This window comes from Pseudarthrobacter oxydans (assembly GCF_013314975.1).
In the GTDB taxonomy this organism is placed as follows: Bacteria; Actinomycetota; Actinomycetes; order Actinomycetales; family Micrococcaceae; genus Arthrobacter; species Arthrobacter oxydans.
Genome location: NZ_JABTYH010000051.1, coordinates 1 through 18,892 on the forward strand (window position 1 = coordinate 1; position 18,892 = coordinate 18,892).

Annotated in this window: 16 protein-coding genes, 1 pseudogene and 1 riboswitch; of the genes and pseudogenes, 7 read left to right on the forward strand and 10 right to left on the reverse strand. The window is 67.1% G+C overall.

The window, feature by feature from the left end; translation table 11 throughout:
* Both HTS88_RS21045 and HTS88_RS21050 read right to left on the reverse strand, forming a co-directional pair.
* Window positions 1–831 (reverse strand): annotated as a pseudogene (locus tag HTS88_RS21045) (lytic transglycosylase domain-containing protein); the annotation flags it as partial.
* Window positions 832–1,000: 169 nt separating this feature from the next.
* On the reverse strand, window positions 1,001–1,975 hold the full coding sequence (locus HTS88_RS21050; RefSeq protein WP_174182009.1) for a dienelactone hydrolase family protein: 975 nt from the start codon (window positions 1,973–1,975) through the stop codon (window positions 1,001–1,003).
* 302 nt (window positions 1,976–2,277) lie between these two features.
* A riboswitch (cyclic di-AMP (ydaO/yuaA leader) is annotated at window positions 2,278–2,448 on the forward strand.
* Window positions 2,449–2,451: 3 nt separating this feature from the next.
* Between HTS88_RS21050 and HTS88_RS21055 the strand changes: the two genes are divergently transcribed.
* Entirely contained in the window at window positions 2,452–3,291 is an 840-nt protein-coding gene (locus tag HTS88_RS21055; RefSeq protein ID WP_174182012.1) for a LysM peptidoglycan-binding domain-containing protein, read from the forward strand.
* Between the two features lie 139 nt (window positions 3,292–3,430).
* Here HTS88_RS21055 and HTS88_RS21060 read toward each other — a convergent pair whose 3' ends face one another.
* The 4 genes from HTS88_RS21060 to HTS88_RS21075 form a co-directional block, all read right to left on the reverse strand.
* A complete protein-coding gene (locus tag HTS88_RS21060; protein WP_174182015.1) occupies window positions 3,431–4,906 on the reverse strand; it encodes a protein adenylyltransferase SelO in 1,476 nt (491 codons plus the stop codon).
* A complete protein-coding gene (locus HTS88_RS21065; RefSeq protein ID WP_174182017.1) occupies window positions 4,903–6,345 on the reverse strand; it encodes an APC family permease in 1,443 nt (480 codons plus the stop codon). Before HTS88_RS21065 ends, HTS88_RS21060 begins: the two co-directional genes overlap by 4 nt.
* Entirely contained in the window at window positions 6,342–7,319 is a 978-nt protein-coding gene (locus HTS88_RS21070; RefSeq protein ID WP_174182018.1) for a ribonuclease Z, read from the reverse strand. Before HTS88_RS21070 ends, HTS88_RS21065 begins: the two co-directional genes overlap by 4 nt.
* Before the next feature lie 66 nt (window positions 7,320–7,385).
* On the reverse strand, window positions 7,386–7,568 hold the full coding sequence (locus HTS88_RS21075; protein ID WP_174182019.1) for a hypothetical protein: 183 nt from the start codon (window positions 7,566–7,568) through the stop codon (window positions 7,386–7,388).
* 249 nt (window positions 7,569–7,817) lie between these two features.
* On the opposite strand from HTS88_RS21075, the gene HTS88_RS21080 reads away from it, so the two are divergent.
* Window positions 7,818–9,014 carry a globin domain-containing protein gene (locus HTS88_RS21080; RefSeq protein ID WP_174182023.1) on the forward strand — a complete coding sequence of 399 codons (1,197 nt, stop codon included), beginning with the start codon at window positions 7,818–7,820 and terminating at the stop codon, window positions 9,012–9,014.
* Between the two features lie 25 nt (window positions 9,015–9,039).
* On the opposite strand, the gene HTS88_RS21085 is transcribed toward HTS88_RS21080, so the two are convergent.
* The 3 genes from HTS88_RS21085 to HTS88_RS21095 form a co-directional block, all read right to left on the reverse strand.
* Entirely contained in the window at window positions 9,040–10,395 is a 1,356-nt protein-coding gene (locus tag HTS88_RS21085; RefSeq protein WP_174182025.1) for a phenylacetate--CoA ligase family protein, read from the reverse strand.
* Window positions 10,396–10,427: 32 nt separating this feature from the next.
* Entirely contained in the window at window positions 10,428–10,688 is a 261-nt protein-coding gene (locus tag HTS88_RS21090; protein WP_174182027.1) for an SHOCT domain-containing protein, read from the reverse strand.
* Between the two features lie 117 nt (window positions 10,689–10,805).
* The gene (locus HTS88_RS21095; protein ID WP_174182029.1) at window positions 10,806–11,099 is read right to left on the reverse strand and encodes a hypothetical protein; all 294 of its coding nucleotides are present in this window, start codon (window positions 11,097–11,099) and stop codon (window positions 10,806–10,808) included.
* 178 nt (window positions 11,100–11,277) lie between these two features.
* On the opposite strand from HTS88_RS21095, the gene HTS88_RS21100 reads away from it, so the two are divergent.
* The 5 genes from HTS88_RS21100 (at window position 11,278) to HTS88_RS21120 (ending at window position 18,334) form a co-directional block, all read left to right on the forward strand.
* Window positions 11,278–12,144, forward strand: coding sequence for a universal stress protein (locus tag HTS88_RS21100; RefSeq protein ID WP_174182031.1), 867 nt, complete (start codon window positions 11,278–11,280; stop codon window positions 12,142–12,144).
* A 65-nt stretch (window positions 12,145–12,209) separates the two neighbouring features.
* Entirely contained in the window at window positions 12,210–13,913 is a 1,704-nt protein-coding gene (locus HTS88_RS21105; RefSeq protein ID WP_174182033.1) for a DUF4389 domain-containing protein, read from the forward strand.
* Window positions 13,914–14,010: 97 nt separating this feature from the next.
* The gene (locus HTS88_RS21110; RefSeq protein WP_174182034.1) at window positions 14,011–14,460 is read left to right on the forward strand and encodes a universal stress protein; all 450 of its coding nucleotides are present in this window, start codon (window positions 14,011–14,013) and stop codon (window positions 14,458–14,460) included.
* A 50-nt stretch (window positions 14,461–14,510) separates the two neighbouring features.
* On the forward strand, window positions 14,511–15,518 hold the full coding sequence (locus HTS88_RS21115; protein ID WP_246256535.1) for a polysaccharide deacetylase family protein: 1,008 nt from the start codon (window positions 14,511–14,513) through the stop codon (window positions 15,516–15,518).
* 17 nt (window positions 15,519–15,535) lie between these two features.
* Window positions 15,536–18,334: an HAD-IC family P-type ATPase gene (locus tag HTS88_RS21120; protein WP_174182036.1), complete on the forward strand. Its 2,799-nt coding sequence runs from the start codon at window positions 15,536–15,538 to the stop codon at window positions 18,332–18,334.
* Between the two features lie 45 nt (window positions 18,335–18,379).
* On the opposite strand, the gene HTS88_RS21125 is transcribed toward HTS88_RS21120, so the two are convergent.
* The coding region (locus tag HTS88_RS21125) for a hypothetical protein (RefSeq protein ID WP_174182038.1) at window positions 18,380–18,892 on the reverse strand (513 nt) is incomplete at its 5' end.

Below are 18,892 nucleotides of genomic sequence, written 5' to 3' on the forward strand. Positions count from 1 at the left end.
AGGCCGGGGCGCTTCCGGAGCCACGGGCCGGGCGGCCGGCAGCGGCGCCGCCGGGGCAGCTGCGTCGGCCTGACGGCGGGACTGCTCTTCAGCTGCGGCGCGTTTGGCTGCCTGGGATGCCTCGTAGGCAGCCAGCGCCGCCTGGCCCTGCCGGTAGGCGTTCTCCACCTCCGCCGTCGTGCCTTTGAGCGACGCCAGCTGCGCCGTTAACTGCTCGCTGCGCTGCTTCTCCTCCGCCGCCTGGCGGGCCACGGCATCCTGGGCTGACCGGGCCTCCGTGAGCCTGGCTTCGGCTTCAAAAGACAGCCGCCCGCGCTCATCCTTCGCAGCCTGTTCCTGGGCCGCCAGCGCAGCAGCAATTTTTCCTGCGGCCTGCGCCTTGTGCACGAGCGCGGCGGTCTTGTCCCCCACGATCTGCACCACGTTGAGCCCATGCACGGTGTTGCCCTGGACGGCGTCGAGGGCAACAAAGAATCCCATGTTGGTACCACCGGTTTTGTATGACTGGGCCGCCAGCGCACCGAGCTCTTTCCTGTGCCGGACCAGCTCGGAGTCGGCCTGCGCGGCCTGGACTGCCAGGGCTTCCACCCTTGCAGAGGCAGCCTGCAAGGCCGCATCCGTCACCGCATACTCCGCCGCTGCCTGCACCGCCACGGAGCCGGCGGTCTCGGACTGGTCCTGGAGGGCGGACAGCAAAACACCAATCCTTGCAATTTCCGCGGCTTTCCCGGCTTCGCTCTCTTTCGCGTCCTGCACCTCCTCCCAGGAAGGGTACTCACCGCCGGGCGGGGCCTCCACAGCAACCGCCGGGGTAAGCCATAGGGTTCCCACCAGCGCACACGACAGAAGCGCCGCGGCGAGCCGCGCCCTGGGTTTGGTAACGAACCGGCACATAGTCGGGAAGCCTACCGCCTTCACCCTCAGGTTGAAGGCCGACGTTTCTACATCGTTATGGACCGGAGGCAGCTACGTTGACGGAAAGGGCAGAAGTGCCGGCCCTTTACAGATGCCGGCCGAACCAGGCAAGGGTGTCGTTCCACGCTGCCGTTGCCTGGGCCTCGTTGTAGCGGTCGCCTGTGTCGTTATGGAAGGCGTGGTCCACGCCGGGGTAGACCGTGAGCTGGTGGACAACACCGGAGGCTGCCAGCGCATCCTTGAGCGCAGGCATGGGCCCGGTGATGCGTTGATCGAGTTCAGCGTAGACCCCGAATACGGCCGCCTTGATGTCCGGCACTTTGGCAAGGTCAGGGGCAGGTCCGTAAAACGCCGCGGTTGCCTTCAGGCCGTCCAGCTCGGTGGCCGCCTGCCAGGTGATGCCGCCGCCGAAGCAGTAGCCGGTCATCGCGACGCGGCCGCCATCCACGAAGTCCTGGGCCTGGAGGTACTCCAGTGCTGCCGCGAAGTCGGCCACGTGCCGCTGGGCGCCGGCCTGGGTGAGGGCGCCGGGTACACCGTCCCGGTCCATGCCGGCCGTCCCGCCTTCGCGGCTGAGCAGGTCGAGCGCGAGGGCCGCGTAACCCTCCTTCGCGAACCGGCGGGCCACGTCTTCGATATGGGGCGTCAGCCCGCGGTTCTCATGGCAGATCAGCACGGCAGGAGCACGCCCTTCCTGCCCGGGCCTGGCCAGGTAGGCACTGACGGAGGCGCCGCCGGACGGAAACTGAACGGACGTCGTCGTCAATCCTGGCGCCCCCTCCGGGACGGAGAGCGGGCTTTTGGCCCCTGGCACCGCACCCGACCCCGCGGTCCCCGCAGCGGACGTCGGGGATGGTTCCGGGGTGGGCATGGGGTCTGTGCTCCGTGGCACCTCAGTGGGGGTACAGCCCACCAGCAGCATTGCCGCCGACGCTGCCGCCATGCTGCCGGTGATGAAGGCGACACGCCGGGTAAAGGTCCGCTGGCTCAGCACGCCGGACCGGTAGTCATCGAAGAATTCCTCGATCAGGTATCTCTCAAACTTGCCAAGCTGCGTCACGGTCTGCCTCCTCGGGGGTGCCGAACATACTCCTCCCCCAGCCAGCTCCGGACAAGGTTTCCCGGCGGTCTTTGCTCCCACCTTTATCGCTTTGTGATAAAAAACACTCTCTGCAAAATCGGCGCGCCTTGTATCCGCACCTACAGCCCCATGGCACGCGAAATCCAGTCGATGGCGCAACCGAGAGAACCGCCTCGCATGTTATCCAAATGTGACAATGGGTAGTAAGTCGGGTTATGGTCTTCTGGTGTCCCTCCCAGACGGGACATTCCCCGTCAGAATGCCGAGCCCTGCCACTGACCCGGGAACCAACGCTTTCCAGCTGGCAGGGACGGGGGAACCAAGTTTCCGCGGCCTTCAGAAGGCCTTGGGGTTAAGTCGATAGTGCCTCCGTTCCATTCGGAGTTGTTACCGGCCGGGTATCTCCAACCCGAACCCGACAGCTCACCCCGCAGGCATGGGAGAGGCGATCAACTGTGTCAAAAAATTCCACCACTGCCCGTCACCGCGCAACCCCGGCCCGCTCCATCGTGATCGAGGGACTGGCTGTTTCGGCCAAGTCCCTGGGCCGTCCGGCTCTCGCCGTAGCAGCAGCCTCCGGCATTGCCTTCGGCGTCGGCGCCCCGGCCCACGCCGGTGTGAACGGTCCGGACACCACCGAGACCGCTAGCGTCCAGGCGTCCGCCGCCCCCGCTGCGGCAGTTGCAGCCCCCGCCGCAGCGGCCGGCAACGTCCACACGGTTGTATCGGGCGACACCCTTGGTGCCATCGCGTCGATGCACGGTGTCAGCCTGAATGACGTCCTGTCAGCCAACGGGCTTTCAGTCTCCACGATCATCTACCCCGGTGACCAGATCCAGATTCCCGCGGCGGGCTCTGCTCCGGCCGCAGCCTACGTAGCACCGGCTGCAGCACCGGCACCGGCTCCTGTCCAGACCGCTGCCGCCGCCCCGGCGAACACCGGAATGAACATGTCCTACGCGTCAGCACCGGTTGCAGCCACGGGCAGCGGCGCCGGTGCAGCCATCCTGGCCAACGCCTACGGCCAGGTTGGCCAGATCCAGGACTGCACCGCCATGGTGGAGAAGGCCCTGCGCACCGTCGGCAAGTCCGTTGGTGACCTGGCCCCCGGCCAGTTCTACCAGTACGGCACCACCGTGGGCACCCCCGCCCCCGGTGACCTGGTGATCACCGCCGGCCACGTAGGCGTGTACGCCGGCGACGGCCAGGTTGTCAGCGGCGGCGTAAACGGCAACCAGACTGCTGTGCACTCCATCAGCTGGCTCAGCGGCGCTTCCTTCGTCCGGGTGGCATAGTCACCACGGCAACAGCAGCCGGCCCGTAAGGGCCAGGCCACTGCACACAAGGGCGGCAGCCGGGTTCTCCCGGCTGCCGCCCTTGTGTGCGTCCACGCTTTTTATTCCGGATCCGTCCGGAGGCCGGCGCCTTCCCGGGTCAGGTGCCGCAGAAGGTCCGGTAGGCGCCGAAGCCTTCCGGCGGGCCCTCGGTGTAGCGTTCCAGCCCCCGGCGTTCCTGGAACGGGGACCTCACCACATTCAGGAAACGGTTGAACGGGGCCATGTCCCCCTCCGTTGCAGCCGCCAGCGCTTCCTCCACCAGGTGGTTCCGGGGAATGTACACCGGATTGACGCTGTCCATCAGCCCGGCGTCGGGCTTCAGGGCTGCCCAGCGCCCAGCCCAGGCATCAAACGCGGCGAGATCCAGGACCATGCCGCGCGCCGGCCTGTCATCGCCCCGGGCAGCCTGGCCCAGGCTCCGGAAGAACTGTGTGTAATCGACAGGGCCGTCCTTCAGCAGGGCGATTACCCCGTCCACCAGTTCCGATGCCTCGTCTCCCTCCTTGCTTCCGGCCGGTCCGCCTTTGATACCAAGCTTTGCCTTCATGCCGTTGAACCAGGCGTCGCTGTAGTGGCTGCGGAACTTCCCCAGCGCCTCCACGGCGGGGGCGACTGCCTGTTCCTGGTCCTCATGGAAGAGCGGCAGCATGGCCTCCGCCAGCCGCGCAAGGTTCCACTCAGCCACCACCGGCTGGTTGGCGTAGGCGTAGCGGCCGCCGACGTCGATGGAGCTGTACACGGCACCGGGGTTGAAAGCGTCCATGAAGGCGCAGGGGCCGTAGTCGATGGTTTCGCCGGAAATGGTCATGTTGTCCGTGTTCATGACGCCGTGCACGAACCCCACCAGCATCCACCGGGCCACCAGCCCGGCCTGGGCGGCCACCACGGAGGCGAACAGTTCCAGGTAGGGATGTTCCGCCCGGGCTGCGGCCGGGTAGTGCCGGCTGATGGCATGGTCCGCCAGCCGGCGCAGGAGCTCCATGTTGTCCGTGGCCCGGGCATATTGGAAGCTGCCCACCCGGAGATGGCTGCTGGCCACCCGGGCCAGGACGGCGCCGGGCAGCATCGTGTCCCGGCGCACCGGGCGTCCTGTGGCCACAACGGCCAGGGCCCGGGTGGTGGGAATGTTCAAGGCGTGCATTGCCTCGCTGACGAGGTATTCCCGCAGCATGGGGCCGACGACGGCGCGGCCGTCGCCTGCCCGGGCGAAGGGCGTACGGCCGGAGCCTTTGAGATGTATGTCCCGGCGGCGCCCGGCAACGTCCACCAGTTCGCCGAGCAGGAGCGCCCGGCCGTCGCCGAGCAGCGGCGAGTAGCCGCCGAACTGGTGCCCGGCGTATGCCTGGGCAACCGGGGTGGCGCCGGCCGGGACGTGGTTCCCCAGGAGCAGCCGCACGCCTTCGGGGGTCTTGAGGTATTCGGGGGCAAGTCCCAGCTCGCCGGCGAGGGCATCGTTGAGGACCAGGAGCCCGGGTTCGGGCGCTTCCTCAGCCTGCCAGGGAACAGCGAGTTCCGGGAGTGAACTGGCGAATAGTCCCTCGAAGGTGACAGTTGATTCTGCTGCTGCAGTCATGAATCAACCCTATCGCCGTCGTTTGTCCTGCGGTTGATCAGCCAGGTGATAAGCCACAGGATGACCCCAATGGCCATCAGTCCGCCGGCGATCTGGTACTGGATGATGTTCCTGCCCACCCACGGCCCGGCCAGGAAAGCGCAGAGCATGGCGGCCACCAGCGGGAGCGGGCCGGGTGAAGTGAAGAAGACCTTGCGGTGGGGATCCCGCTTGCGGCGCAGCACCAGGCAGGCCACGTTGACCGCAGTGAACACGCACAGCAGCAGGAAGGCTGTGGTGCCGGACAGGTTGGCCACAATGTTGCTTTCGGGATCACTGGTGACGTACAGGATGAGGCCCAGTGCCAGGACAGTGGAGAAGGCAATTCCGGCCCACGGGGTGCGCCGGACCGGAAGGACTTTCCCCAAGGCACCGGGCAGGACGTGCTGGCGGGCCATGCCGTAAATCAGCCGGCTGGCCATCAGCATGTTGATGAGGGCCGTGTTGGCGACCGCGAAGACTGCCAGGAAGGGGAAGACCCTGTCGATGGGGAAGTCCGGTGAGCCCTTGTGGACCACTTCAAGCAGGGCAGCGCCCTCAGCTTCCCGGATGCCCTCGAGTTCGGTGGGCGAGAGGACGCTCACCACGGACACCGCCACCAGCATGTACAGCAGTACTGCGATGCCCAGGCCGGTGAGCATGGTGCGGGGAAAGATCTTCTCGGGATTCCGGGTCTCTTCCACCATGTTGACCGAGTCCTCGAAGCCCACCATGGCAAAAAACGCGATGGAGGTGGCTGCGGTGACGGCCAGGAAGAGCCCCTTGTCCTGGGAGTCGTTGAAGACAAAGATCTCGCCCGGGTTTCCGGTCCCCTGGGCCATGACAAAGAACCCGACGCCGATCACAATGCACAATGCGGCCATCTCCACCACCGTGAGCACCACATTGAACTTGACGCTCTCCCCCACCCCACGCAGGTTGATGGCGGCCAGGAGGAGCATGAATCCAAGGGCAACCGCGGTGATCACGCCCTGGCCGGGTTTGCCCATCCAGCCGTTAATCTCAAGGCCGCCAAAAAAGTTCTGCGCCAGGACGTTCGCCGAGGTGGACGCGCTGGTGATTCCGGAGCAGACCACCGCAAAGGCCACCAGGAAAGTGACGAAGTGTATGCCGAACGCCTTATGCGTGTACAGCGCAGCCCCCGCCGCCTGGGGATACTGCGTCACCAGTTCAAGGTACGAGAAGGCGGTCAGCGTGGCCACCACGAAGGCCAGCAGGAACGGCAGCCAGACGATTCCCCCCACGGTGCCGGCCATGGTCCCGGTCACCGCATAGACGCCGGCGCCGAGGATGTCCCCCACGATGAACAGCAGGAGGAGCTTGGGTCCAAGCACTCTCTTGAGGGTGGGCTCCTTGCCATGCGCAGTAACGTCTGACACTTCTTCTGAAGCTGCACTCATGAGTGACCTCCATGGCTGGCTTGGCTGGATGAGGGGTTCGGCATCGATGCGGTAAGCGGCCCGTGCTGCAGCACGGCGCCTTGGGACCAGCGCCGCCGCTGGGGAAAGCCGATGCGCTGCAGGTCCTCTGCCGCGATGACCGCAGCAGTACCCGCACGGGCGCGCGCTTGGGCCGAGAGCAGTGCGGCGTCGCCGCCATACCGCGAGGAGAAATGCGTGAGCACCAGGCTCCGGGCGCCGGAATGTGCCGCCAGCTCTCCCGCCTGCCCTGCCGTGAGGTGGCGGTACTGGCCGGCCAGCCCGGCGTCGTCGTCGGCAAAGGTCGATTCGGCGACGAGGAGATCGGCGCCGTCGGCAAGTTCCTCTGCGCCCGGGCAGGGCGCAGTGTCCATGACGAAGGCGAAACGCTGGCCCGGGCGGGCGACGCTGACGTCATCGAGCCGCACCCCGCCCAGGGTCCCCTGGCGCTGCAGGCGCCCTGCGTCCGGCCCGGCAATCCGTGCCGCGCGCAGGCGTTCCGGCAGCAGGGTCCGGCCGTCCGGTTCGGCCAGCCGGTAGCCGTAGGTTTCGATGCGGTGCCTGAGGGGACGGACGTCAAGCCCTTCGGCTACCGGTCCGCCTTCACCGTGCGGGTGCAGCCTGAGGTCGATACCCGGGGTGCTGACGGATACCAGGGCGCGGACCACGTCCGCGCCGGAGGACGGATAGTGGAGGTGGACCGGGTGGGGCACAGCATCGAGGGCCATGCGCGAGAGCACGCCCGGCAGCCCGAAGCAATGGTCACCGTGCACGTGCGTGAGGCAGATGCGGGTGACCATGTTTGCGGAAACCCCGGCGTGGATCATCTGGCGCTGCGTGCCCTCGCCCGGATCAAAAAGCAGGCCCTCGCCGTCCCAGCGCAGGAGGTAGCCGTTATGGTTCCTGGTCCGGGTGGGGACCTGGGAAGCGGTGCCGAGGACAACGAGCTCGCGCATGGTTTTAAGGGCCAAAAAGCAGGTGCCGGAAGTTCCGGTACCTGCTTTGTTGGATGCGGCGGCGGCTTAGCGCCGCCGGAGCATTCCCATGATCCTGCCGGCTGCGCCGCCCGGCCTTGCACCTGCGGCACCCGTGGTGCCGGGCGTCCGTCCGGTGGCGTTCAGCCCGGTCCCGCGGGCAGCCCCGCCGGTCCCCGTCCTGCCTGCGAATCGTCCAGCGGCATTTTTGATCATGCTTCCCAAGTTCATGTGAAACTCCTTCAGTAGTGATCCTGCCAACCGATATTCATCAGCCTGCTTATGATTTTAGCCTAGTTTGGCCGCAGGTCGAGGAAATTGGCCAAACATCCCCCACCGTGAGGTTGAGTCTGCAACGTGGCCCGGGTGGCTCGGGAACAGGGGCGGTGGTCCCTACCGGCGAGCTGGTGCGGCTGCTAAATTTGCACGCCTTGGGCCACCCCCCGCGCCAGGAAACCCGTTATCCGGAAGGTAACCATCATGCTTTCAGACACCTCCCTCCCCGTGATCAGGGCAACGCTGCCTGTGGTCGGCGAAAATATCCAGGAGATCGCCAAACGGTTCTACCAGCACATGTTCGAGGCACGGCCGGAGTTGCTGGACGGCCTGTTCAACCGGGGAAACCAGGCTGACGGCCGGCAGCAACAGGCGCTGGCCGGATCCATCGCAGCGTTCGCCCGTTACCTCGTGGAGAAACCGGACCAGTTGCCTGACCACCTGCTGTCCAGGGTTGCCCACAAACATGTCTCGCTGGGCCTGAGCCCTGACCAGTACCAGATTGTCCACGAGCACCTGTTCTGGGCCATCGTTGATGTGCTCGGCGAGGCCGTAACGCCGGACGTGGCTGCTGCGTGGGACGAGGTCTACTGGCTGATGGGCAACATGTTGATCAACCAGGAGCGGGGGCTGTACAACGCTGTGCACTTGTCACCGGAGACCATCTGGCGCACCTGGCGGGTGGCTGAGCGCATCCAGGAGACGGACGACGTCGTCACTTTCGTTGTGGAGCGCGTCGACGAGAGGGAGGTGAAGCCTTCCCTGCCGGGACAGTATGTGACCATCAAGATGCGCATGAAGGACGGCGTCCACCAGCCGCGGCAGTACAGCCTTACCCGCGCGGACGACGGCAGGCACCGCCACTTCGCCGTCAAGCGGGTGCACGGGCAGGGAACTCCCGACGGTGAAATGTCCAATCTGCTGCACGACGACGTCAAAGTCGGGGACGAAGTGGTGCTCTCAGCCCCGTTCGGGGATGTAGTACTGGAGTACACGGACCGGCCGGTGGTCATGGCCAGTGCCGGGATCGGGGTGACGCCGATGGCGGGCATGCTCTCGCATCTGGTGAAGGCCGGCAGCCAGCGCCAGGTCATGCTCCTGCATGCCGACGACAGCCCGGAATCTTTTCCCCTGCGCCGGCAGGTCGCCCGGGACCTTGAGTTGCTGTCCGACGGCACCATGCACACCTGGTTCCTCAACCAGGACGCCGACGCCTCCGGCTTTACCGGATTCATGGACGTGAACGACGTCGAACTCCCGCTCGACGCCGAGTACTACCTGTGCGGCCCGCTGCCCTTCCTCCAGTCCGTGCGGAGCAGCCTCATCTCCAAGGGCATTCCGCCGAAGGACATCCAGTACGAAGTGTTCGGTCCGGACCTCTGGCAGGCCGACTTCCAGTAGGGGAAACCACCTTGGGCGGACAGGCTTAGCGGCTAAGCCGGCGGACAAAGGGCGCCTTGCCCAGCGGTGTCCGTTCAAGGTGGTCCACCATCCCCACGTCAACGGGTGTCCCGATGACCCCCGCGGCGTGGAGCGCGCCGGCAACCGCAGCCTGGACCCCCTGGGCGGTGTTTCCTGCGGCAAGGCCCAGAAGCAGAACGCGCAGCCCCGCCGGCTCCTGCACCACCTGCCATCCGCCGGCAGCTGCCTGGTCGAGAACGTGGTGGAAGACGATGGGGTGGACCCTGACCGGACCCGCCGTACCGGGCAGTTCCAGGACATCCTCGATCCGACCTTCGATGTCCTCCAGCAGGGTGAAGGAGCGTCCACACGGACAGCCCCGGCCGCCCAGCCTTACGTTGTCCGACATTTCGTACCGGATGAGGGGAAGGGTCCGTGAGAACAGGACTGTGACCAGCACCTTGGCCCCCGTTTCTCCCGGCGGTGCCGGGTTCCCGCCCTGGTCTACGGGTTCGACGATCAGCAGGTCCTCGTAGAGGTGGCTGTTGCGGTAGACACACGGGGAGGCGATGCCGGCCGTTTCGGTGGCAGCGTAAACATCCACCGGCGCACTCCCCCAGGCCTTCTCCAGTTCTTCGGCGGCGACGGGCGTAAGCACCTCGGCGGCTGACATCACTGCCTGTGGCAAGATCCTCAGGCGGCCGGCCAACTGTTCCACCGCCAGAGGGCCCAGGGCTGAGGGATAACCAACAAGTACCCTGGGCTGGAACCCGTTCAGCGCGGCCACCGTCTCACCGATCGGGGCTGCCACATCCAGGCGGAGCGTCGGGACCAGCCCGGAGCGCAGTGACGCTCCAAGGACGGCGGACTGGTGCGTGGGGACGCGGGACGTAACCAGCGCCAGTTTCAGTGGACGGCCCGGCCCGGCCTTGATTCCTGCCCAGTCGTTCGCCCTGGCGTAGGAAGCCACCACGGTTGCCCACTCGGAACGGTTCCAGATGAAGGTGCCGCGCGGCCCCGCGGTTCCAGCCGTCGCTGCGGTCCACCAGCGCCCCCTCCATGGCACGCCGGGGTCTCCGTCCTCCGCGGCCAGCGACCTGAGGTGCTGCTCCACATCTGCAAGCTTCAGGCCCGGCGCAGTCACGGCCTCATCGAAGTGGCGCATGAGGTCTGCCTTGGTCACTGGAGGCAACTGGCCGAAGGGCGCCTCTTGGAGGCCGGCATGATGGCGCCGGTAGAATGCTGAACCCGCATAGGCTGCGCGGCGCAGTTCCTGCAGTGCGTGTTCCTGATGTGCGGCGATTTTCATGGCGTCCCACTGGTCCCGTCTCCGCCAGGCAGCGCGGAGGGACAACACCCGGGACACAATCCGAAGGTCCATATCCCACCTGCGAAGAGCTGGCAGCCGGATGCCTAGGCTCCGCGGGCGCGGCGGAGCGCCGCCAGCCGCGAAGTGTATTCCGTCTCGTCTATGTCGCCGCGGGCGAAGCGTTCGGCAAGCAGGTCCTCCGCCGCGCTTTGACCGGGACCGGCGCTTCCGCGCCCGCGGTTACCCGGGGACATGGAGCGGGCAAAAAGGACGATGGCAGCGATGACCGCACCCCAGAACAGGATGAAGCTGACCACCATCAGGACGAAACCCCAGGCGCCCATGTTCCCGTCCCAGTACATCATCGCTGCTCCTCCGCCCTGTTGCCGGCACTTGCTCGACTATCCCGGCAGGGGGCCGTCGGGGGCCAGAGTCTTTCGTCCCCTGGCTTCACCTGCCCGGCTTACGTGCTTTCCGGCTTCTCAACGCTCCAGATCGTCCGGTTCGAATTCACTGAGCGGCGACCCGCCGTAGGTTTCCTCAGCATCGCTGGCAGCGGCCTCGCCAAACTCGGCGTCGGCAACGGGCTCATCCTGGATCAGCGGATCCTCCTGCCAGCGGTCCGGATTATTCTCGGCCGCGCCCGGGTAGCTGTCCGGCTCGCCATGCACGGGGTCAAGTTCAAGGGAGGCAGCCGCGCCGGGCGTCTCATCAAGGAGCACGTCGTCATCCTGGACAATTTCAAGACCCTCGTCGGGAAGGTTCTGTTCCGTCATGGTGATGCCTTTCTCGTGAACCGCTGGAGTAACGATAGTAAGCATACTGACCACATGGTGGCGCTGTTGACAACGAATCAACGCCGGGATTTTGCCGTGACCTTTGGCCCTATGTCTGCCGTGGGCGCGGGGCCAGTCTTGAAAGTGACCACGCCCGCGCGAACCAGGAGATCCGGCCATGACAACTCGTAAACCAATCGCGGCTGCCACCAACGACTCACCGCAGAGCCAGGCGGCGGTGCTGTGGGCTGCACGCCGGGCGGAGCGGGCCGGTTTGCCCCTGGTGATCCTTCATGTTGTGGACGACAGGTGGGTGGCGGAGCCGTACCCATGGATCGGCGTCATGGAAGAGGCCGGGGACCGGCTCCTGCAGACGGCGGCCGGACGCGTCCGGGACGCGTTCCCCATCAGCATTACCACCCGGCTCCTCACCGGGAGCATAGGACGTTCAATTGCGAAGTACTCAGCCAAGGCGTCCATGCTGGTCATCGGCTCGGGCACCGGCCACCTGGGCGGTTCGCTGGCCGACCGGGCCCTTCAGGTCGCAGCCTCTTCGAAGGTTCCGGTGGCCGTGGTGGGAACGCAGGACCTGGAGGGCCGCTCCGGCGTGGTGGTGGGTGTTGACGGTTCAAAGGAAGCCACCCAGGCCGTGGCTTTCGCCGCAGCAGAGGCAGACCGGGAAGGTGACGAACTGACCGTGGTGTATGCCATCATCGCCCCGGACCGGGTGGTGGATGCCGGCCTGACATCCACGAGCCTCGCCGAGTTGATCGCCGAAGAGGAGCGCCTTGTTTTGGCCGAGACGGTGGCCGGGCTCAAGGTGGACTATCCAGGCCTGCAGGTACGCCAGGTGCTGGAAACCGAGCGGGGTCCAGTTGAAGCCCTGGTGGATGCCGCCCTGAACGCCAGGATGCTTGTGGTGGGCAACCGCGGCAGGGGCGCGATCCAGCGGCTCCTGCTGGGCTCCACGGCCCATGGCGTTCTGCGGCACCTCCCGTGCCCCACCGTCATTACCAGGATCCAGGCCAGCAAGAACAAGAACTAGGCCGGACCGGCCCCCGCTTCTCCTGCTCATTTTCTGTCCCTCCTCCTATGTTCCGGGTTGGCACCATGAAGAAGACTGCTTCAGTAATAATGCTCATCCTTGGGATCCTCATCTCGATGGTTGGCCTCGCCACTCTGGCCGGAGGCGCGGTGGCATCGGTAGTGGGATCCGCACAGGGAGACGGATACCTCACGTCAGGCACCGCCCGCCTGGCCGTCGGGTCCCACGCCCTGACCTCGCCCCGGCTTGATGCGGTGGGCGAGGGTATCCCGCCCCGCCTGCCTTTCGACGTCGGGACGCTGAGGCTGCGGGCCACGTCCGCGGACCCGGGCAAGGAGATCTTCATTGGGGTTGCCCCGCAGGACGACGTTGAGCGGTACCTTTCGGGCGTGCACCATTCGGAACTGCTTGAAGTGGACAGCCGGCCCTTCCGGGCCGAATACCGTGACATTCCAGGCACCGGCACGCCCGCACCGCCTGCTGAGCAGGCGTTCTGGAGCACGTCCGCCTCAGGCCCTGGTGAACAGGAACTGACCTGGGACCTGGCGGCCGGCAGCTGGGCAATAGTCATCATGAACGCCGATGGCAGCCTTGGGGTGGACGCCGAGGTGCAGGCGGGCTTCCGCTCCGATCTGATCATGCCGGCGGCCAGGGGGCTGCTGGTGGGAGGGGCCGTTGCACTGGCCATCGGAATCCCCCTGCTGGTCCTGGGCGCCGTAGGGCTCGGCCGGCACGCGCGGCAGTATCCCCGCGGACCTGCCGCACCGCCGCCCGGGTACGGACCGCCAACAGGTTACGGGCCGGGATATGGCACACAGCCGGGCTACGCAGCCGGGTATGGCCCACCGCCTGGCAACGCGGCCGGGTCTGCCCCAATGCCCGGACAGGAACCGCCGCCCGGGTATGCAGGAGGAGGGATCGGGGCATCAGCCCCCGGCACCCAGGGAGCGCCGGGCGTGCCGGGAGCCGCGGTCCAGGGAGTTCGGCCGCTGCCCCTCCCCGGCGCCGCAGACCGGGTAGACCGCGCCCCTTATCCCGCCCGGCTCTTCGGTGACCTTGACCCCGCGCTGTCCCGGGCGATGTGGCTGGTCAAGTGGTTCTTGGCGATCCCGCACTTCATCGTGCTGGTCTTCCTGTGGTTTGCGTTCCTCGTGACCACGATTGTGGCAGGCTTCGCCATCCTGTTTACCGGCCGCTACCCCCGGCCGCTGTTCGACTTCAACGTGGGAGTTCTGCGGTGGAACTGGCGGGTGGCGTTTTACGCCTACGCCGCCGCGGGCACAGACCGCTACCCGCCCTTCACCCTGGCACGCACGGACTATCCGGCGGACTTCGAAGTGGACTACCCGGAGCGGCTCTCGCGCGGACTGGTCCTGGTGAAGTGGTGGCTCCTGTCCCTCCCGCATCTGCTGATCATCGCAGCACTGTCCGGCGCCACATGGACATGGGAGGCGGAAACCACTGATCTGGGGACCACCTACGAGCGCGCAACAGGCCCGTCCCTGCTGGGCCTGCTCGTCCTGGTCGCCGTGGTTGCCTTGCTGTTCACCGGACGGTACCAGCGGCCGCTGTTCGATTTCATCCTCGGCATCAACCGCTGGATCTACCGCGTCCTGGCCTACACCGCCCTGATGCGCGATGAATACCCGCCGTTCCGGCTTGACCAGGGGCCCGCCGACGTCCCGCCCGCGGTGGTGGTGGGACCAGGTCACCAGGAACCGCCACGCCAGGAACCACCTCTGCAGGAGCCACCAGCGACTCTCCCTTAACCTGCCGGGAACCCCCGCAGTGACTTTCGGCCCTACCTCCCGTCGTCCCGCCGGGACATCATTACGATGGACCGCACGGGTCACCTGAGGAGCTGAGATGAGTACTGCTGGAGCACCATTTGCCCGGATCCTTGTGGGCGTCGACGGCTCGGAACCGTCCATCGAAGCCTTGCGGCAGGCCCAGCGCCTGGCAACTCCGCTGGGCGCGAAGGTCCTGGCCAACGCCTACTGGGATTACCCGCAGGTCTATGCGGGCCACGTGATGATGGGCATTGAAGGCTTCGAGGAGCGCGCCGGGGAGATCCTCGACGAGGCGGTCAAAACAGCGTTCGGTGACGAAACGCCGTCGAACGTTATTCCCAGCCTGGTCCGCGGTCATCCGCGCGAATCGCTGATCGAAGCCAGCCGCGACGCGGACATGGTAGTGGTGGGAAGGCGCGGACACGGCGGTTTCGGCGGGCTGCTGCTGGGCTCGGTCAGCTCAGCCCTGGTGGCCCACGCCCACTGCCCGGTGCTGGTGGTCCACACCCCGGATGAACAGTCCTAGGACATTCCGGAGGAGGTCCACGTGGCCGGGACTACGGCAGGCGCAGACCGTTGACGGAGCCGCTGCGAGGTGACGCACGACGGCGGATGGCGGTAGCCGCCGTCGTGCTTGCCCTGATTGTCCTCGCCATCGTTCTTGCCGTCCTTCTGAGGGAACCGGCGGAAAGTCCTCCGCAGCCGGCGGCGCCCTCCACTGCCCCGGGCGCGTCCACCAGCCCCGGCCCGGCTGCTTCCGGCGCCTCTCCCTCAACAGCCCAGCCCTCTCCATCCCAGCCCGTGGAGCCATCGACGGAAATGCCGGAGGCAGGGCAGGATCCTGTCCAGCCACCCGCCACTGTGCCGCCCGTCCCGGTCCCACCGTCCGCGCCGGACGCCGGACCCGGCCCTGCGCCGGATCCAGGGCCGCCGGCGGCGCCGTTCCCTTCCGCGCTCCTGGGCCAGGACCTCACGGCCATCCCGAACGCGGGCCGCGTGGTGGCGCTGACTTTTGATGCCGGTGCCAACACGGCGGGCCTGCCGAAAATCCTGTCCACCCTGTCAGCCAAAGGGGTCACGGGCACGTTCTTCCTCACCGGCAACTGGGTGGAGGCCAACCCCGGCGGGGTGGGCCAGATTGTCTCCGCGGGGCACCGGGTGGCCAACCACTCCATGACCCATCCGGGTTTCACCGGGATGGACGGCACGCAGATAGCCCGGCAGGTCCGGGGAGCGGAGCAAACCATCCTGGCGGCCGGAGGCGATCCGCGCCCGCTGTTCCGCTTTCCTTTCGGTGAACGGGATGCCCGCACCATTGCCGTTGTCAACAGCCTCGGCTACGCTGCGGTCCGGTGGACCGTGGACACCCTGGGGTGGAAGGGCACCAGTGGCGGCGTGACCGCGCAGGCGGTCGCGGACCGCACGCTGGCCGCCCTGCAGCCGGGCGAAATCGTCCTCATGCACATCGGTTCGAATCCCGACGACGGTTCCACGCTTGACGCCGACGCGCTGCCGGACATCATCGACCGGATCAGCGCCGCAGGGTACGGCTTCGCCACCCTTGACGCGCTGCTGGCCCCCTAGGAGAGAAAGGGCCAGCCATGGAAAGGACCAGGCAGGCGGGATCCACCGGCAGGCGTCCGGCTGCGGCAGCCGGCGGAACGGCTGACCCCGCACACCACGGGCTCCCCCTGCATGAGGTGGTCCTGCTGCTCGGGACGGACCACGTGCAGGGCCTCGCATCCGCGGAGGTGGCCCGCCGCCAGGTCCAGTTCGGCGCCAACGTCCTTCCGCGCTCACGCGGCGGGGGGATCTTCCGGAAACTCGCGCGGCAGTTCAACAATCCGCTGGTGTACGTGCTGCTGGCAGCGGCGGCCGTCACGTTGTTCCTTGGCGAGTACCTGGATTCGGGCGTCATCCTGGCCGTCGTCCTGGTGAACACCGTGATTGGCTTTGTTCAGGAAGTCCGGGCAGAGGCTGCCCTGGATGCACTCCACTCCCTGGTCCGCACGCGTGCGGCGGTGGTCAGGGACGGGCAAAGGCAGGAGGTTCCCTCGGAGGACCTGGTCCCCGGAGACCTGGTCCTGCTCGACGCCGGCGACAAGGTCCCGGCCGACCTGCGGCTGGTCCGGCTGTCCGGCCTGCGTGCGGACGAATCCGCGCTGACAGGCGAATCCGACGCAGTGGCAAAGGACGAGGTGGTCCTTCCCCTGACCACACCGGTGGCGGACCGCCGGAACATGGTCTACAGCGGCACCCTGGTGACGGCCGGCACGGGCGCCGGGGTCGTCGTCGCCATCGGCGGCGAGACGGAGCTCGGTGAGATCCACCGGCTGATGGGCGCGGTCCAGCCGGTGGCCACCCCCCTGACCCAAAAACTGGCACGCTTCAGCATGACGCTGACCGTGGCCATCCTTGCCTTGGCCGCCGTGGCCTTCCTTGCCGGCGTGGCACGCGGCCAGGAGCCCGCCCAAATGTTTACTGCCGCCGTCGCGCTGGCGGTGGGGGCAATCCCGGAAGGCCTTCCCGCGGCGGTCACGGTAACGCTCGCCATCGGCGTTCGCCGGATGGCCAGGCGCCGGGCGGTGGTGCGCCGGCTGCCGGTTGTTGAGACGCTGGGCAGCACCACCGTGATCTGTTCTGACAAGACCGGCACGTTCACCGAAAACCAGATGACGGTGCGGGCCATCTGGACTCCGGCCGGCGCTTACGACGTGACTGGCTCCGGGTACGGCCCGGAGGGGCGCATCCTTCCCGCAGGTGCAGGTGTCCGCGGCGCCGCGGAAGAGGCTGGTGGGGCGGCGGCGACGGCGACGGCGGACGTTGCGTTGCACTGGTCCCTGCTGGCGGGCGGCGCCTGCAATGACGCGAAAGTGATCAGGGAAGGGGACGCCTGGCAGGTCCAGGGGGATCCCACGGAGGCCGCGATGCTGGTGGCCGCCGGCAAGGGCGGCGTGGACGCTGCGCACTTCCTCGCCGCCACCCCGCGCCGCGGCGCATTGCCGTTCACGTCGGAGCGCCAATATATGGCCACACTCCACTCCCCCCGGCTCCCGGACGGCAGCGCCACCGGGCAGGACACCGTGTTGGTGAAGGGCGCCGTGGAAAGGGTACTGGAGCTGTGCTCCAGGCAGATGGACAGCCACGGCGTCGATGGGCACCTCACTACGCAGGCTGTCCTGGAGGTTGCCCACCGGTTTGCCGGCACAGGCTTGCGGGTCCTGGCGACTGCCGTTATGCACCTGCCTGCCGGCACCGCCCTCTCCGACGCAAACCTGCACGGGCACATGACGCTGACAGGACTCCAGGCGATGTTCGATCCGCCGCGGGAGGCGGCCGCGGCGGCAGTCCGTGCCTGCCACCAGGCCGGAGTGGCCGTCAAGATGATCACCGGGGACCACGTGGGAACGGCCGCAACCATCGCCGGGGCCGTAGGCATCACCGCGGACCGGGCAGACAGGACAGCGCTGACCGGAACCGAGCTGGACGCGATTCCCGCAGACCAGCTGCCGGATGCGGTGGAGCGCGCAACCGTCTTCGCGCGGGTGTCGCCCGAGCAGAAGCTCCGCCTCATCGGCGCCCTGCAGTCCCGGGGGCACGTGGCCGCCATGACCGGGGACGGCGTCAACGATGCGCCGGCACTCCGCCAGGCGAACGTAGGCATCGCCATGGGACGGTCGGGGACGGAAGTGGCGAAGGAGGCCTCGGACATCGTCCTCACCGACGATGACTTCGCCACCATTGAGGCAGCTGTCGAGGAAGGCAGGAACGTCTTTGACAACCTGACCAAGTTCATCGTCTGGACGCTGCCCACCAACATGGGGGAAGGCCTGGTGATCCTCGTGGCGATCCTGGCCGGAGCAACGCTGCCCGTCCTGCCCACCCAGATCCTCTGGATCAACATGACCACCGCTGTGTGCCTGGGCCTGATGCTGGCCTTCGAACCGAAGGAGCCGGGCCTCATGTCCCGCCCACCCCGGGCGCCCGGCAGGCCACTCCTGACCTGGACCCTCACGCTCCGTATCCTGCTGGTCTCCACCCTGCTCGTGGCAGGCACCTGGTGGATATTCGAACTCGAACTGGCCGGTGGTGCGTCCCTTGCCGAAGCCCGGACTGCCGCCGTGAACGTCTTTGTGGCGGTGGAACTGTTCTACCTCTTCAGCTGCCGTTCCCTCACGAGGTCTGTCTGGCGGATCGGCTTCTTCAGCAACCGCTGGGTGATCCTGGGCGTCCTGGTGCAGGCGGCCGGCCAGCTGGCCATCACCTACTCACCGGTGATGAACGGACTCTTCCACACGGCCCCCATCAGCGTGGACACGTGGCTGCGGATCCTGGGCATCGCCGTGCTGGCTTCACTCGTTGTCGCCGTGGACAAGCGCTTCCGGCGCCACGCGTTCTAGGCAGGTCCAGCATTCCAGCATCTTTGCCGCACCGGGGCAGCGTCCTCATGGCGTTGGCAGGAGCCGGACCATCACCAGGCCGGTCACTGCGGCCATGGCCAGTGCCATCAGGACGGCCGCCCCCATCCCGATGGCGGCTGTGAGCCACAGGTCCTGGCCAGGCTGCCAGAGCGGGGTTGCAACTGCCATAAAGACTCCCAGTCCCAGGGCCCAGGCGGCGGCACTTCCGGCGATCCACCGCCAGGCCAGCGGGACGTGGCGGCGCAGTTCGAACCATTGGGCGCAGCCAATCGACACCAGGAGCACCACCGCGGCCCCGGTTCCCGTAATGAATTGGGCTGCTGCCGGCCATCCCTGCCAGGACCCGTTGCCGAAAAAGGTGAGGCCCACAGTCCAGGCAACAACGGCCCCGGCAGCCGTGAGCAACACCCAGCGCCGGGCGGAAACGGCGGGGAGCCTGGTCCTGAGAACCCGCACCTGGAACCACCCCAGGACGGCACCCTCAACAAAGCCTGCAAGCACCAGCAGCGGCACTGCCGCCGTGGGCCATACGGCAGC

Bases quoted from the DNA above. Each gene is read 5' to 3' on its own strand.
- HTS88_RS21060 (WP_174182015.1), bottom strand. From the start codon at position 4,906: ATGACTGCAGCAGCAGAATCAACTGTCACCTTCGAGGGACTATTCGCC.
- HTS88_RS21065 (WP_174182017.1), bottom strand. From the start codon at position 6,345: ATGAGTGCAGCTTCAGAAGAAGTGTCAGACGTTACTGCGCATGGCAAG.
- HTS88_RS21070 (WP_174182018.1), bottom strand. From the start codon at position 7,319: ATGCGCGAGCTCGTTGTCCTCGGCACCGCTTCCCAGGTCCCCACCCGG.
- HTS88_RS21075 (WP_174182019.1), bottom strand. From the start codon at position 7,568: ATGAACTTGGGAAGCATGATCAAAAATGCCGCTGGACGATTCGCAGGC.
- HTS88_RS21080 (WP_174182023.1), top strand. From the start codon at position 7,818: ATGCTTTCAGACACCTCCCTCCCCGTGATCAGGGCAACGCTGCCTGTG.
- HTS88_RS21085 (WP_174182025.1), bottom strand. From the start codon at position 10,395: ATGGACCTTCGGATTGTGTCCCGGGTGTTGTCCCTCCGCGCTGCCTGG.
- HTS88_RS21090 (WP_174182027.1), bottom strand. From the start codon at position 10,688: ATGATGTACTGGGACGGGAACATGGGCGCCTGGGGTTTCGTCCTGATG.
- HTS88_RS21095 (WP_174182029.1), bottom strand. From the start codon at position 11,099: ATGACGGAACAGAACCTTCCCGACGAGGGTCTTGAAATTGTCCAGGAT.
- HTS88_RS21100 (WP_174182031.1), top strand. From the start codon at position 11,278: ATGACAACTCGTAAACCAATCGCGGCTGCCACCAACGACTCACCGCAG.
- HTS88_RS21105 (WP_174182033.1), top strand. From the start codon at position 12,210: ATGAAGAAGACTGCTTCAGTAATAATGCTCATCCTTGGGATCCTCATC.
- HTS88_RS21110 (WP_174182034.1), top strand. From the start codon at position 14,011: ATGAGTACTGCTGGAGCACCATTTGCCCGGATCCTTGTGGGCGTCGAC.
- HTS88_RS21120 (WP_174182036.1), top strand. From the start codon at position 15,536: ATGGAAAGGACCAGGCAGGCGGGATCCACCGGCAGGCGTCCGGCTGCG.